Origin of the sequence: Gordonia soli NBRC 108243 (genome assembly GCF_000334455.1) — a bacterium.
Classification (GTDB): domain Bacteria; phylum Actinomycetota; class Actinomycetes; order Mycobacteriales; family Mycobacteriaceae; genus Gordonia; species Gordonia soli.
On record NZ_BANX01000005.1, the window covers coordinates 155,860 to 170,783 of the forward strand.

General features: G+C 68.6%; 16 protein-coding genes. 5 read left to right on the forward strand and 11 right to left on the reverse strand.

Annotated elements, in window-relative coordinates:
• Positions 1–202 precede the first annotated feature (202 nt).
• The 5 genes from GS4_RS03660 to GS4_RS26375 form a co-directional block, all read right to left on the reverse strand.
• A complete protein-coding gene (locus tag GS4_RS03660) occupies positions 203–1,024 on the reverse strand; it encodes an HNH endonuclease family protein (RefSeq protein ID WP_007617609.1) in 822 nt (273 codons plus the stop codon).
• Positions 1,025–1,179: 155 nt separating this feature from the next.
• Entirely contained in the window at positions 1,180–1,542 is a 363-nt protein-coding gene (locus GS4_RS03665) for a hypothetical protein (protein WP_007617610.1), read from the reverse strand.
• Positions 1,543–1,707: 165 nt separating this feature from the next.
• Positions 1,708–1,980 carry a hypothetical protein gene (locus GS4_RS03670; RefSeq protein WP_245555552.1) on the reverse strand — a complete coding sequence of 91 codons (273 nt, stop codon included), beginning with the start codon at positions 1,978–1,980 and terminating at the stop codon, positions 1,708–1,710.
• A gap of 405 nt (positions 1,981–2,385) precedes the next feature.
• On the reverse strand, positions 2,386–3,639 hold the full coding sequence (locus tag GS4_RS03675) for an esterase/lipase family protein (RefSeq protein WP_040509413.1): 1,254 nt from the start codon (positions 3,637–3,639) through the stop codon (positions 2,386–2,388).
• 24 nt (positions 3,640–3,663) lie between these two features.
• Positions 3,664–4,572 (reverse strand): class I SAM-dependent methyltransferase, encoded by a 909-nt coding sequence (locus GS4_RS26375; protein ID WP_369403296.1) that lies wholly within the window; start codon positions 4,570–4,572, stop codon positions 3,664–3,666.
• Between GS4_RS26375 and GS4_RS03685 the strand changes: the two genes are divergently transcribed.
• Together GS4_RS03685 and GS4_RS03690 are read left to right on the forward strand one after the other, a co-directional pair.
• Positions 4,462–4,890 carry a hypothetical protein gene (locus tag GS4_RS03685; protein WP_007617614.1) on the forward strand — a complete coding sequence of 143 codons (429 nt, stop codon included), beginning with the start codon at positions 4,462–4,464 and terminating at the stop codon, positions 4,888–4,890. The genes GS4_RS26375 and GS4_RS03685 overlap by 111 nt on opposite strands.
• A gap of 206 nt (positions 4,891–5,096) precedes the next feature.
• Positions 5,097–6,059 carry a TIGR03557 family F420-dependent LLM class oxidoreductase gene (locus GS4_RS03690; protein ID WP_040509528.1) on the forward strand — a complete coding sequence of 321 codons (963 nt, stop codon included), beginning with the start codon at positions 5,097–5,099 and terminating at the stop codon, positions 6,057–6,059.
• A gap of 60 nt (positions 6,060–6,119) precedes the next feature.
• Here the strand turns inward: GS4_RS03690 and GS4_RS03695 are convergent, their stop codons facing one another.
• The 5 genes from GS4_RS03695 to GS4_RS03715 form a co-directional block, all read right to left on the reverse strand.
• Positions 6,120–6,485, reverse strand: a complete 366-nt coding sequence (locus GS4_RS03695) for an ArsR/SmtB family transcription factor (RefSeq protein ID WP_007617620.1) — start codon at positions 6,483–6,485, stop codon at positions 6,120–6,122.
• Between the two features lie 5 nt (positions 6,486–6,490).
• Entirely contained in the window at positions 6,491–7,720 is a 1,230-nt protein-coding gene (locus tag GS4_RS03700; RefSeq protein ID WP_007617622.1) for an MFS transporter, read from the reverse strand.
• A 117-nt stretch (positions 7,721–7,837) separates the two neighbouring features.
• Positions 7,838–8,557: a GNAT family N-acetyltransferase gene (locus GS4_RS03705; RefSeq protein WP_007617624.1), complete on the reverse strand. Its 720-nt coding sequence runs from the start codon at positions 8,555–8,557 to the stop codon at positions 7,838–7,840.
• 138 nt (positions 8,558–8,695) lie between these two features.
• Positions 8,696–9,265, reverse strand: a complete 570-nt coding sequence (locus GS4_RS03710) for a hypothetical protein (protein WP_007617626.1) — start codon at positions 9,263–9,265, stop codon at positions 8,696–8,698.
• A 525-nt stretch (positions 9,266–9,790) separates the two neighbouring features.
• Entirely contained in the window at positions 9,791–11,560 is a 1,770-nt protein-coding gene (locus GS4_RS03715; protein WP_007617641.1) for an NAD(P)/FAD-dependent oxidoreductase, read from the reverse strand.
• Positions 11,561–11,641: 81 nt separating this feature from the next.
• Between GS4_RS03715 and GS4_RS03720 the strand changes: the two genes are divergently transcribed.
• Entirely contained in the window at positions 11,642–12,748 is a 1,107-nt protein-coding gene (locus GS4_RS03720; RefSeq protein ID WP_007617643.1) for an NAD(P)/FAD-dependent oxidoreductase, read from the forward strand.
• A 162-nt stretch (positions 12,749–12,910) separates the two neighbouring features.
• Here GS4_RS03720 and GS4_RS03725 read toward each other — a convergent pair whose 3' ends face one another.
• Positions 12,911–14,272 carry an NAD(P)H-binding protein gene (locus GS4_RS03725; RefSeq protein ID WP_007617645.1) on the reverse strand — a complete coding sequence of 454 codons (1,362 nt, stop codon included), beginning with the start codon at positions 14,270–14,272 and terminating at the stop codon, positions 12,911–12,913.
• Positions 14,273–14,386: 114 nt separating this feature from the next.
• Between GS4_RS03725 and GS4_RS03730 the strand changes: the two genes are divergently transcribed.
• Complete coding sequence (locus tag GS4_RS03730) at positions 14,387–14,590, forward strand: DUF2795 domain-containing protein (RefSeq protein WP_040509418.1); 204 nt, start codon at positions 14,387–14,389, stop codon at positions 14,588–14,590.
• 34 nt (positions 14,591–14,624) lie between these two features.
• Positions 14,625–14,918 carry a hypothetical protein gene (locus GS4_RS03735; RefSeq protein ID WP_040509533.1) on the forward strand — a complete coding sequence of 98 codons (294 nt, stop codon included), beginning with the start codon at positions 14,625–14,627 and terminating at the stop codon, positions 14,916–14,918.
• Positions 14,919–14,924 lie beyond the last annotated feature (6 nt).

Here is a 14,924-nt window from a genome sequence, read left to right on the forward strand (position 1 = left end):
GGCTGCTCACGCGACATCGTCTCGATGATGCGACCTCGGTTGAGGTCGCGGGAGCGAGATGAGGTCGCGAGTTGACCGATCGGTGGACGCCGGGGGCGCGCACGATCGATGAGTTGGAGCGCACGGTCGACGGATCAGGGCGCACGGTCGACGAGTTGGGGCGCACGGTCGACGAATCAGGACGCACGATCGATGGGGGAACCTACGCGGCGGCGCATCCGGTGAGGAGGCGGGTCATCGCCGACTTCTCGGCGGCCGTGACCCACAGACGGTAGGCGGCCTTGACCTCGATCTGGCGAGCGACGTATGTACACCGATACGCTCGATTCGGCGGCAACCAGGTGGCGGCATCGCCGTCTCGTTTGCGCGAGTTGGTGCTGCCGTCGGTCGGCTGGAGATTGCGCGGATCGTTCGCGAAGTTGCGTCGCTCGTCGGCTGACAGCTGCTGGGCACCCTTCTGCCAGGCATCCGACAATGCGACGACGTGGTCGATCTGAACTGCCTCCGAGGTCCGGGGACCGCGGACGAACGCGATCGACCGACCGGTGTACGGATCGCGCAACGTTCCCGACAGCACGACGCAGTTCCGTGTCCCGGGCTTGAGGACGATGTCGGCGAGACCGTGCAGCATGTCGTTGCGGGTGTCGCAGCCGTTGTGGCCGAACTGCACGGTCACGTCGTCGGACCATCGCTGCCCGAACTGCGCCCGGCTGTACCCCGTCTTCGGCGCGCGCCCCTTGACCGCGAACGTCGCCAACTGCGCGAGTCCGGCCTGCGCCCGCGCGGTCGCGTCCTCGGCAGTGGCATCCGGTCGCGGCGCCATGCCCGAAGTCGATGACTCCGGGGATTCCGAGCCGGGGACTGGAGCAGCCGATCCGGCCGACGATCCGGCGGACCTCGAGGTGGCGGTCGGACCGTCGGATGCCCGGAGCCCATCGACCAGCCCGAGGACGGCGAGAACCACGACGAAGCCGGCGACCAGGAAGGGCCAGCTACGGCGGCGTCGACGAGGTGCCGTGCTCATCGGCGGGTACCGGGCGGAGTAGCAGTCATCGGTGGGCAGTAGTCATCAGTGGGCAGTGGTCAGAACTCATCGTCGGGCACACCGTATAGGCGCCCACCGACGGCGGTGCTCCGGTGGGCGCTTGGCGTGAGGTGATCACGTCCATCGCCGAGCGATTACGTGGCCGGCGGCAGCCCGTGGGGTTGCGTCGACGGTGCGGGGATCACGAAGTCGACGAGGAGACCGCCGACGGTCACGCTCGGCGGACCCATCGGTGGCCCCACATACAGCGGCGTGCCCGGTGCGAGGGCGGTGGTGCTCGCAAAGGTTGCGACCCGACCGTCGGCGAATCGGACGGTCTGCACCGAGCGATAGACCGCGTCGTCGATGCTGCGAGGGGCCTCGATCCCGACGACCGGTGGTATCGGCGTCTGCGATGTGTCCCGACGGCGATTGAGGGTCACGACCAGCAGGACGACTCCTCCGATGGCAGCTGCGGCGATGACGAGGACGACGAACGCCAACAGGAGGACGGTCATGCGGATGCTCCGATCGAACTCGACTGCGGGCGCACCGGCGGTCGGTGCAGACGGCGCTCGGCAGTAGCGACGGAGAGCATCCCGTACTGCCGACGAGAACCGACGCTGACGATAGGTGATCGTCGCGGAGATGGGCGAGGAGTACAGCCGAACAGATGACGCGCGTCAGGCGGGCAGTTGGTCCGTCGGTGGGGTGTCGGGATCGGTGAGGTGTATGCGCTCGTCGCACACTCGCCGCAGCCGCTCCCAGGAGACATCGTCGAGGCCGGGCGGCGTCGGGCCGGACAACACCTGGCGCATGCGGAGGAAGTAGACGCGTTCGGGAAGGCCGAACTCGGTCCAGATGTCCTCCACGGTGCCACCGCCGAATGGCGCCCAGCGCACCGCAAACGCGATCATCGCATCGCGATGTTGGTACCACTCGAACCGTTCGTGCACACGATGAGTATCCGCCCGATCTATGTTCTGCGACACACTTTGCCCAAGTCCGTTGCGCCATCGTGATTCTCGACGGAATATCGGCCACATCCGTTGCGTCACCATGATCGACGGGTCCCACTCGGCCGCTGGTGGCCCGGCTCCCGGAGAACTGTCACGTGAGCGGTCCGTGGTCGGGAGTGTGCACAGTCCGACTCGCTCGGGTGTCTGGAATCCGACGCCCGCCGGGTGAGCGGTGAGCGCGAGAACGTCCGGCTCGACGGCCACCCGGACTCGGTACGAAAGAAGCCCCGACCGAAAGTGCCGGGTCGGGGGTCTGGCACTTTCAGTCGGAGCTATCCAGTACTTCGTCGCTGGCGACGCGGGTGTTACACACTTCTCGAAAATCTTCGAGAGACTTGTCGGTCAGGCCGAACGGCCGGGCGGCAGCGCTCGCCGCGGTGCGATGTTCGACCGCAGCCAGCCGTACAGATTGTCGTCGTTGAGCAGGGTGAAGTGGTGGGCTCCGCCGATGTGGACACCGTCGTCGAGCCGGAACCCGACGTGCCGTCGCGAGTTCGATCCACGACCGCTCGGCGTCAGGACCAGACCGTCGCCGATGAACCGTCCGAGAGGATGATCAGGGTCTTTCGAGAGGCTCGCGGTCACATACAGGTGTCGTGCGCCGGCGAGTAGCGGCAGGTCGGTCACCGGCGGACGCTGCCACCGGTCGCGATCGAGAAAGCCCTGGTCATCAGATGTCAGCGATCCATGGAACAGGTCGCGCACGCCGGCGCTCCGTCGGCGGAGCAGCGTACTGATCGGACGCGTCACGGGTGAGGTGTCCAGGATCGTCGATGCCGCGTGGACCCCACGCGCGAGTGGTGCGCCCAGGTGCGGGGTTCCCAGGCACGCGGTCTCCGTCACCAGGCCGGTCCAGGCATCGCCCCGTTGTGTGCCGGCGTGGCAGGCGGCACGGATGACCAGACCGCCCATCGAGTGACCGACGAGCGTCACCCGGGCGACGGGCGTGGGCCAGAGTAGGGTCAGACCGTTGAGGAGGTCGGCGAGTTGCCGCCCGTTCTCGCTGATGTGCAGGCCGGTGTTGTAGCGGATGTAGACCGGACTGGCGCCGATGTCGGCGCGTAGGCGCTCGCCGTAGGTCGGATTGCCACCCAGCGACCAGGCGTGCTCGGTCTCCATCAGTCCGTGCAGGAACACCACCAGGTGGTCACCCGCATCGGGGAACGCCCGTGCCAGCGACCGGGTGGTGATCGCGACCGGACCGCCCTTGGCCCGTACCGACATGTCGGCGGCCAGCGACGACTCCGACTCGGTGAGGGCATCGCCGATGAGGCCGTTCAGGATGCCCAATACCGTCGCTCCGCGGGTGGTCCGCGACGGGGCGGTGGCCCGGCTCGCCGGCAGTTGATCGGACACCGATCGCGCGATGTCGAGCAGTGCGGCGACGGACAGATAGGTCGATTCGCTGACGGCGTCGTGGACCATCCGCGGAGACGTCATCTGGCGGCCGAACACGGCGCCCAACGCGCCGAAGACGCTGTTGGCGACCGATCGATGCATCGCGCCGATGCCTGCGGTGGCTGCCCCGAGCTCGTCGAGTGCGAGCCTGGTCAATGCCCTGACCTCGTCCGATTCGCGAGTGACTGTCGTGGCCATGCGCCTGAGTGTACATGTGTGCACTCAATCTGTCGGGGTGCTGCCGATCACGTCGGATGTGGTCCCAGGTGTGCGTACAACCGGGTCTGGTTGAAGTGGAGCGTGGCCGGTGCGCCCACGGTCTGCTGGTAGCGGTCGACCACGTCGTGCACGAAGACGTCGATCAGGTCGGCCGGTACGTGTTGGATCCACGCGACGGCACCGACCGCGAACCACCGCTCGAGGTCGGCGGCGGAGTCGAAGGCCCACTCGAGATCGTCGGACTCGATGCGACCGACGGCCAGTCCTGCGAAGGTCGAGGACCCAGTGCAATGCGTTGAAGGAGACCGCGATGTCGAAGTCGCGATCGAACGGCAGGTCGAGTACGTCGTCGACATGGAACTGCACGCGGAGTCCGCCGGGTGTGAGGCGCTTGAGGGCGGTGTCGATCATCAGGTGCGAGGCGTCGACGCCGACGACGGATCCGGACGGGAGGCGGTCGGCCAGCAGCATCGTGACGAATCCGTCGCCGCACCCGACGTCGAGGAGGCGCTCGTCAACGCGTAGGTCGATGTTCGCGATCGACGTCTCGGCGACGATCCGCTGCAGTCCGCTCACGTCGACATAGCGATCCCCGTCCCATTTGACCTTCGCTCGTCTCCTCATGGTCTTCTCGCTTCCGCCATTGTGCGCCGACTTCTCGCTTCCGGCAGGGTCTTCGGCGCACGCGGAGGAGATGGTTCGAACCGATCGGCCCGGCGTGCGGCCGACGCCACGTTTGGGATCGTCGGCGAGCGGGCATCGTATGAGCGCGGCCCGATGGCCCCGTGTGAAGGAGACGTGATGACCGAGCGAGCCGAGGACCTGCCGGGCGAGACCGTCGATGCAGTCGGAAAGGTCTCGGAGGCACTGGAATACGTGGAACGCGCTCGCGGGCACCTGTACAGCTTCCATCAACTCATCGGGCATGCCGACCTCGTGCTGGGCGAGGCGGTGGACGCGCTCCGCGACGCCGGGCACGGCGGGATCGCCGACCGACTGCAGACAGAGATGGTCGGCCGCAATGTCATCGACGGCCGGTGGACATTTCAGGTGGTCGAGGAGTTCGACGACACCTATCACGAACCGTTCCGGCAGGCCGAAGCCGATGTGCGCAACCAGCTGACCCGCGGTTTCCGCCATGTGCACGAGGCGCGCATGAAGGAGGGCCGCCGCACGAAGGGGCATCCGCGCCACACCGAAGATCCGCCCCCGGCGCCGGGAACGGAGTGAGCGGGCCGAAAGACTACGGCGCCGGGAACGGAGTGAGCGGGCCGAGAGATTACGGCGCCGGGAACGGAGTGAGCGGGCCGGTCAACACTTCGGCGCCGGGAACGTAGTGAGCGGGCCGGTTGAAGCTGGGCGCCGGGAACGGAGTGAGCGGGCCCAAAGACTGCGGCGCCGGGACGTGCGAACAGATTGTGAGGCGAGAGATGACCATCCGAGTCGGATACAAGCTGATGGCCGAGGTGCACGACCCGAAGGAGATCGTGCGTCAGGCGGTCCGAGCCGAGGAGGTCGGCTTCGACTTCGTCGAGATCAGCGACCACTATCACCCGTGGCTCTACAGTCACGGCCACTCGGGGTTCGCGTGGTCGATGTTGGCCGCGATCGCCGCTCGTACCGAACGCATCGAGTTGGCGACCGGCGTGACGTGCCCGTTCCTGCGGTACCACCCGACGATCATTGCGCAGGCGGCTGCGACCACGGCGGTGCTCTCCGACGGTCGGTTCACGCTGGGACTGGGCTCCGGCGAGAGCCTGAACGAGCACATCGTAGGACGTGGATGGCCGTCGGTCGCGGTGCGGCACGAGATGTTGCGTGAGTCCATCGAGGCCATCACGTTGCTGTGGGAGCCCGGATATCACAGCTATCGCGGTGCACACATCACCGTCGACGACGCCCGGGTCTTCGACCTGCCCGACGAACCGATCCGCATCGTGCTCGCCGCAGGTGGCACCAATGCCGCGACGCTCGCGGGCGAGCTGACCGACGGTCTGTTCGCCACCGAGCCCGATGCCGATCTGGTCACCGCGTTTCGCGCGGCGGGCGGCGGCGACGGCCCGCACTACGCGGAGGTGCCGCTCTCGTACTCGCCGGATGTCGATGCCGCGGTGCGCAGCGCGCATGCGAAGTTCCGGTTCGGGATCACCGGATGGAAGGTGCAGGCCGAGTTGCCGAATCCGATCAACTTCGAAGCTGCCACGGCAACCGTTCGGGAGTCCGACGTCGCCGATGCGATGCCGTGTGGATCCGATCGGGACGCGATCCTCGAGAACGCACGCGGCTTCGCCGATGCCGGGTTCGACAATCTGACGTTGCTGAACGCCGGTCCCGACCCCGACGAGTTCCTCGATGTGGCAGCCGACGGTCTCGTCGATGCGGTGCGCGGACTCGCCTGACCGGATTCGGTAGTACGGAACGACTCTCAGGACCGTTTCGTACTACCGAATCGACGGGGGTCAGGCGTGCGGCGGTTCGCCGGTGACGAAGTGGTCGGCGTGGTTGAGGCCTTCGCGGACGAGCCGGGTGAGATGGCCGTCGCGGATGCGGTAGATGACCCGACGCCCGTCCTTGCGGGTGTCGACGAGCCCGGTGAATCGCAGCTTCGCGAGATGCTGACTGACCGCCGTTCGCGACGCCCCGCAGGACTCGGTGAGTGCGCTGACATCCGCTTCGCCCTCGCTGAGCAGCCAGAGGATGTGCAGACGGGTGGGGTCGGCGAGCATCTGGAAGGTCCGGGTCGCGGCATCGAGTCGCTGGGCGTCGGGCGACGCCGGGTGCGACAGGCTGGGCGTGCCGGAGGGGTCGTCGGAGATCCCGGCCATCCTCATCACCCTCCTACGCCGACCTCGTGTCGGTCGATGGCCCGGACCGGCCACAGTCGGACCGCTGCCGACGCAGCGAGTGTAGCGAGCGCGGCCAGGATCAGTGCTGCGATGACCTGTCCGACCGCCGCGCCCACCCATCCCGCGATCGGATAGGTCAGCAGGAACCAGGCGTGCGAGAGGGAGAAGCGCGCGGTGAAGATCGATGCTCGGTCGGCGTCGGTGGATTCGTCGCGCAGCACCCGCGCCGAGGGCGTGAGCATCGCCGACGTCGCGGCGCCGAGGACGATCCAGCTCGCCGACAGCCAGATCCAGCCGACCACCGGTCCTGGGGTGACGGCCGACAACGGCGCGATCGAGGCCAGGGTGACCGGCACGACGGCGCCTCCGGTCAGCATCACGCGGCGGTCGGTGCGGTGGCGCAGTAGCCGGGGCATCGCCAGTGCGACGGTCATCGAGCCGACGCCGAACGCGGCCAGGGCGATCGCGACGCCGACCTCGGCAGCCCCCAGGATGCCGCGGGTGTAGACGACCGTGTCGACCAGGACGAGCGCGGTTGCGGCGGCGACCACCAGGTCGAGTGCGAGCACCCCGCGCAATGCCGGCCGTCGGGTCATCGTCGTGATGCCACCGGTCATCCGGGACCTCAGCGGCGTGGTCGTCGAGCGTCGGGGCAAACCGGAGGACAGGACCAGGATCGCCGATGCGACGAACCCGAGCGCGGTTCCCACGAAGAGGTGGTCGTAGGAGATCACCAGCAGCAGTGCGCCGGCGACCAGCGGACTGACCAGCGATTCGGTGTCGTAGGCGAGTCGGGAGAGGGAGAGTCCCCGCGTGTAGTCCTCGTCGTCGGCCAGGACTGTCGGGATCACCGATTGGAATGTCGGCGTGAAGGTGGCCGATGCCGCCTGCAACACGAAGACGAGTACGTAGATGTGCCAGGTCTGACCGACAAAGGGCAGCAGCAGCGCGATCGCTGCGCGGATGCCGTCGGCCGAGACCATGACGGTGGTCCGCGACAGGCGGGCCGTGACTGCGGTGACCACCGGGGCAACCGTCACGTAGGCGATCATCTTGATCGCCAATGCGGTGCCGAGGACCGCGCCCGCCGATCCGCCGGCCAGGTCGTAGGCGAGCAGCCCGAGGGCGACGGTGAGTAGACCCGTCCCGACGAGCGCGATGACCTGTGCGACGAACAACCGCCGGAAGGTGCGGTTCGCGAGCACTGTCCACACGGCAACACCCCTCTCGTTCCGAGAGGAGCCTATGTGTGCGCATCTGCGCACGCAATAGGGGAATCGGCGACTGCGACTGCGACTGCCTGCGGCCCAACGACCGGCCGCCTCGATCGATCAGGGCAGGTCGTGGCTTCGACGGTCGGGACGCGTCAGGGCGTAGAGCACGTGGTCGGCACGTTCCCCTCCCGCGTCGGTGTAGTTGCGCATCGTGCCTTCGCGGACGAATCCGGTCCGGTCGGCGAGGTGCTGCGCGGCGGCGTTGTCGACGTGGATCGGCGCCGTGATGCGCTGGAGGTCGAGGGTGTCGAAGGCGAAATCGATGACCAGGCTGATGGCGGCGAAGGCGATTCGGTCGCCGACGTACCGCCGCGAGATCCAGATCCCGACCTCGGTGGTGCCGTTGTCGCCGTCGATCCACTCCAGGTTGCACTGTCCGGCGAACTCGCCGTCGACCTCGATGACCGACGGGAAAGCAGCGCCGTTCCGGGTTCGCCGACGCCAGTCGACGCACTCGTCGATCCACGCGCGGGTCGAGTGTCGGTCACGCCACGGCCATCGTGACGACGGCCAGTACGGCTCGAGGACGTCACGGCTGTACAGCCGTTCCCGGCGCCACGCGTCGGCATCGGCGATCATCGGGCGTCGCAGTCGGACCACACGCCCGGACGGCGTCCTGGTCTCCGGCGTCGCGAGAACGGTGTCGGGGGAGGAGCCGAGTACGTCGTCCAGGGCGCCGACCACGCGGCGTTTGGCGCGGCTCAGATAGCTGCGTGCGACCGGTGGCAACTGCCGCCAACTGACGCCGGGGATCGGTACGGACAGTGAAGAAGTCATTGATGCCTCGCGAGGTCGGAGTGGTGCCGGGCGCGATGGTGTGCGTGCACCGATCGCGGCATCCGGCTGTGGTGTGCTTCGTTCGCGTGCCCACCTCGGAAGGGAGGCGCCGTCGGGCGAGGTTTGGGCGCAACCGGGTCAGACGGGAAGGGCGACCGGCGAGCCCGGTGGACTGCGACCCGGTGAGGTGGCCACGCACATCGCTCCGACCAGTCGTCGTGTCGCGAGCGGGTGACGGCCTGAGGTACGTCCCCGAGCGGCGTCGGCGGGGATGCTCGCGAGCGCGCGACGCAACCGACTGACAGTCGGGGATGCGATTGCGAGGCACATCGACTGTGCGCCCGTCACGGCTGCGACCACGGTCGTGGTGACGGCGATGTGCAGGCCGGTGACGGTCGACACGGGGCCCGCGGCGCCGAGGGCCGGTAGCAGTTCCAGCGACGCGTAAAGGGCCGGTTGCGCGACCATCGCGCCGCTGACCACAGAGAACAATCCGTTGTGGGCACCGGCGAACAAGAATCGGAGCACGGCGAGCGCAGCGGCGGCGAGTGCGAGCACGGCGATGTGCGAAGGATGGGCGTCTGCGACGAGAGCTGCACCGATGGCGACGACGGCTGTGCCGAGCGCGGCCGACGTGGCGGCAGCGCGTCCCAGCGGCGACGACCCGCCGACAGGGCCTGACGGCGACGCCGCCCGGCCGGCTGTCACCGTTGGTCCTCGGGCCGTGAACCGCACCCCCACAGCTGCTCGCCGGGGAGGGCGCACCTCCCCGGAGGCCCGCCTCCCCACGAAGCCCATGGGCCGAGCCTAACCGCCGAACCTGAGTGTGCCGGTCGTCCGACGAGCCCCGAGATCTACCGTCCCGCAGGCAGATCGACCTTCAGAGCGCGACCGATGACCTTTCTGAGACGCGGCTGACCTGCAGATATAGGAGACGTAGGGTGGGATTCGCTGTGTCGGTGCGACCTGGGCCGACGGATGCTTTCGCCCTGCTAACCATCTGCGATATATGTCACACAGCAAGTGACCAATCCGCTTTCGCGAATCGGTGCGAATACACGCGCGAGGTGGGGAGCGACGGTGCCTCGATGCCGGGGAGGACGTCGCGCGACATCGTCGCTTCCCGTCTCCCCGATCGGGCGTGCCCATCGGTCAGGTCCGTCCCTTCCCGGACAGCCCGGTCCGGTGCCGCCCGCTCGCGCTGTCATCCTGCCCTGAGTCACCCTGCCCGGGTCACCCTGTGGAGGCGTCCACCCGCTCGGTGCGCAATGTCTCCAGCCATCGATGGACGAACGGGACCACACTCGATCCCTCACCACTGGCGGCTGCCACACGCTTCATCGATCCCGCGCGTATGTCTCCGGCGGCGAAGATCCCGGGCACGCTGGTGGCCAGATCGGGCGGCGGCAGATCGTCTAGCCACCGCCCCTTCGGCACGTCCCGTCCGGTGAAGACGAAACCGTTGTGGTCGCGCTCGACCTCACCGGGCAGCCACTCACAGTTCGGTGCCGCACCCAACAGCAGGAACAGGCCACCGGCCGGTCGGCGCTCCTCCGCGCCGGTGTTGCGGTCGCGCAGGGTCAGCCACTCGAGTTGGGCTTCGCCGCCGCCGTCGACCACCTCGCACGACGGACGCACCGTGATGCGAGGGTTGAAAGCGATCTCGCCGATCAGGTACTGCGACATGGTCTCGGTGAGGTCGGCGCGCCGGATCACGATGGTCACCGACCGCGCGAACCGCGCCAGGTGGATCGCCGCCTGGCCCGCCGAGTTGCCGCCACCGACGACGACGACGTCGCGCCCCTCCATCTCGCGGGCCGCGGCCATCGCCGCGCCGTAGTGCACGCCGACTCCGACGAGCGATTCGAGCCCGGGGACGCCCAGACGTCGGTACGCGACCCCGGTGGAGATCACCACCGACCGCGCCAGCACCGTTCCGCCGTCGGTGATGATCCGATGCGCACCGCCGTCGATCCCCGCCTCCAACCGCTCCACCGGCCAGCCGGTGTAGAACCGTGCACCGAACCGCATCGCCTGGGTGCGGGCCCGCTGCGAGAGCCGCATCCCGGAGATCCCGCGCGGGAACCCCAGGTAGTTGCGGATCATCGAACTGGTGCCGGCTTGGCCGCCGATGGCCTCGGACTCGATGACGACCGTCGACAAGCCCTCGGATGCGCCGTACACGGCCGCGGCGAGACCGGCCGGACCCGCACCGATGACCGCGAGGTCGACGATCGAGTCCTCCTCGACGTCGTCGGGGCGGCCGTACAGCAGGATCGCGATGTCGTGCACCGAGTCGGGTGAACAGACCGTGCCGTCGACTGAACCCTTGAACGAGTGCACCAACGGGAAGCGGAGCGCTTCACCGAAGAGCTCGGCCGCCGCCCGACCCTCGGAGCTGTCGGGTGGGTATGTGCGGTTCGGCATCCCCATCCGATCGAGGAAGTCGCGCAACGCCATCGTCAGCGGGGTGAGGTTCGGGCTGATGATGCGCACGGTGTCGACCTCGGGTACCGGTACCGTGGCGCCCCAATCCGACAGCAACTCGGTGACCGCCTGGTGGAACTCCTCGTCGCGCACGCCTCGCGGCATCAACAGGTACGTGTCGAACTTGCCCTTCTGCAGGGCGGGACGGAGAGCGTCACTGTGCTCGCCGAACCGGCCCCAGTGGATGGCGACGATCCGTCGGGCGGTCGGCACGATGGTGCGGAACGTCGTGATGGCCTCGAGGACGTTCATGTCGGGTAGTTCGGAGTCGGCGACGATCAGCGCCACCGGGTGGTTCTCACTGCGCAACCTGCCGAGCAGCGCGATCGCCTCGATGGCGGACCGCGCGCAGGTCACCTGGTATTCGTGCTGGTAACGGGCGAAATCGACGAGTAGTGCATCCGCGTGCTCTCCGGAGACGAGCACGATCGCCGGGACGGCCCTGGTGGTCGGGGCCGGCGCGACTGCTTCGATGTCATGGCTTGGCACCTGACCATTGTCCCCGTCCGGGGACATCCCTGCCACGCGGTTTCGCCGACGTCGAACCGCTGGTCGGACGGCAGCCGGCGACCATCACCGGGCGGTAGCGTCGGAGGGATGGCGACGACGTCGGACGTGGCGGTGATCGGGGCCGGCATCGTCGGTCTGTCCACCGCCCATCATCTTCTGCAGGCCGGGTTCTCGGTGACCGTCTACGAGTCCGGCACTCCCGGGGGCGGGCAGTCCGCGGGGCAATCGCGGATCTTCCGGCACGCGCACGACGACCCGCGGATGGTCGGGTTCGCGGTCGAGTCCCGGCGTCGATGGGCGGAGCTCGAGGACCGATTCGGTCGACAGCTGATCTCCCGTGACGGCGCGCTGGCACTGGGCGATGCCGTCGCCCGACGGCTGGCCGTGATGCGGGAGCATCCCGAGATCGAGGCCGAAGAGATCGGCGGTGACGAGTTGGCCACGCGGCTACCGGTCCTCGCCGACTTCGACGGTCCGGCGATGCTCGACCGGACGGCGGGCTCGATCGCGACGCGGACCGCGATCGAGTTGCTCGCGAGCGAGGTCGGGGCGCGACTCGTCTCCGACACCGTGCTCGGTGTGCGCCAGACCGAGAGTGGCGGGGTGGAGGTGCTCGCGGGCACCCATCGAGGCGGCCATGGAGCCGTCATCGTGTGCGCAGGACGCGGAACCGCACCGCTCGCATATGGCGCCGGGCTCGCGCCACCGATCGAGGTCCGTGCACACGTCCGCGCCTCATTCCGACCGCGCGATGACGTCGGATCGTTGGCGACCCTGCAGGACGGGAGCGGCGCCTTCGGCGAGGCCGGGGTCTACGCCGCCGCGTACCCCGATCGTTCGCGTTACGGAGTCGGCCTGGCCGAGGCCGTCGCCGCGCGCGACGACGGTGCCGTCCTCGAGCCCGACGGTCTCGCCGAGCACGTGAGCCGTGTCCGTCGATACGTCGAGCGTGCGCTACCCGGTCTCGACCCCGAGCCGACGGATCTCGTGCACTGCTGGGTGACGAGACTGCCCTGGGGCGACGACGGTGTGGCCGTCTGGCGGACCGGGGATCGCTGGTTTCTCGCCGGCCACAACCTGTTCAAACACGGACCCGCGCTCGGTGCGCTGCTCGCCCGCGGGCTCGCCGACGATTCGGTCCCCGAGATCCTGCGGCCGGAGACGCGGTTCGGGAGCGATGTCGACCACCTGTAGTCGATGCAACTCGGGTGGCCGGGGTGGCCGTTGTCGGAGGTTTCCGGATTTCTGGCACGTGAGCGGGGCGCGGTCGGGTGTGTGCACACTTCGGGCCGCTCAGGTGTCAGGAATCCGACAACGCCGAGCTGCGACGAGCCGCCGACCCCGACCCCGACGTGCTCACCGGAACGGATCGGCGATCGGTATCCCCAGGGCGCGCAACGGGGTTCCCAACTTCCAGTAGAGCAGGCCGACGAGCCCTCGCGGCGCGAACACCGTCGTCGTGGTGACCACCACGTGGTCTTGGGTCCCTGCGCCGCCGGCTGACCCGCCCGGCGACCCGGCGTCGCGGAGCGCGTACTCGATGAAAGCTCTACCCGGAGCGCGGGAGTCGAGCCGCACCCGTAATCGGGATGGCGGCTCCGACAACACCACCCGGGCGCCGCCGGGCGTCGAGTGGGACAAGGACTCGAACACCGACTCGGCCGTCCCGGGCACTGCCGAACGCAGCGTCGAGACCTCCACCTCCTCGCCCGCCCAGGGTGGATCGGTCGGAAGAGGTTCGGACGCAGGGACATCGGCCGATGCGTGCTGCCAGCCCGATTCGGTGTCGCCGCGTTCGACGCGGTCCAGGGTCGCGGCCAGCGCAGCGCGGTACGTGCTCAGACCGCCGGTCGGTGGGGCGATCACGTCGTCGATGTCGTGTTCCCGACAGATGGCGTCGCACTCGAGTGACTCGATGAGCGGCCGGGCGATGCTGCCGCGGATGGGGGTGACCAGCCGCACCCACCGGCTCGCGACGGTCGGCGTCAGCACCGGGATCACGATCATCCGCCGCGGCGGCAACCCGGCGATCTCCGCGTAGATCTGCATCATGTCGCCGTACTCGAGGACGTCGGGTCCGCCGATGTCCCAGGTGCGAGATGTCGGTACCGGGGCGGTCGCCGACTCCACGAGATAGTGGAGCGCATCGGCCACCGCGATCGGTTGGATCTTGTTGTGCACCCACCGTGGGGTCGTCATCGCGGGCAGACGCTCGGTGAGATGCCGGATCAGCTCGAACGACGCCGACCCCGACCCGATCAGGGTGCCCGCCTGCAAGGCGACGGTCTCTATCCCGCTGTCGATGAGGATCTCGCCGACCTCGGCGCGCGATGCGAGGTGCTCGGACAGGTCGACGCCCGGGGGATGCAGCCCACCGAGGTAGACGATGCGCTGCACGCCGCGCTCCCGGGCCGCGGCGACGACGTTCTCCGCCGACCGTCGTTCCTCCTCGGCGAAGTCGGACGAGGTGCTCATCGAGTGCACCAGGTGGTAGACGACGTCGATGTCGGTGAAGGCCTCGAGTAGTGAGTCGCGGTCCGACAGGTCGCCGCGGACCACCTGCGCCCGGTCGTCGGTGGTCCACGGTGCATCCGTCAGCTTCGACGGCGTGCGCGCCAATGCGCGGACCGAATGGCCGCGAGCGAGCAGTCGCGGAGCCAACCGGCCGCCGACATACCCGGTCGCGCCGGTAACCAGACATCGTCGTGTGTCGCCCACCCCTTCACCCTACGCATCCGAAAGTGCCGTCACGGTGGGGTTTTGGAGCAACCACAGTCGGGTACCCGCCGCATCGAACTCGTGCACGGACGCCGCGAGGGCGGAGGGGAACCAATGATGTTCGAGCAAGACAGAACCGACCGCGCTCGACTGCTGCGGCGCTGGACACCGTCGGTTATCCGGCCGACAAAAGAAGATCTGCCGGCCGAGGCCGAGCGCAACGGCGCCGATCCCGCGACCGTGACGGCCATCCGGCACACCCCGCTCGAGTTCTACTCGAACTTCGCCGAGGTGTCGGCGGCCGTCGACCACATGTGATGGGCGACGTCGGACCGCCGGTACCGTGGTCGGCATGGCAGTGGATGTGACGGTTCCCGTGGTGGCAGCAGGATTGGTCGGTGGATTCGCGGCGGCCCGCTACAGCGGCCGACGCGAGCTCGGCGGCATCGTGCTCGCCGCCGCAGGTGGGTGGAGCACCCGACAGTGGGCCTCGACCCGTGGCCCGGCCGTCGCCGGTGGTCTCCTGGCCACCTACCTCGGCGCATTCGGTCTGTCGCATCCGCTGGCGAAGAAGGTCGGCGCGTGGCCGGCGGTGGGCATCGTCACCGCCGTCACGGCCGCGACGACGGCCGCCCTCACCCGCTGAGTCCGT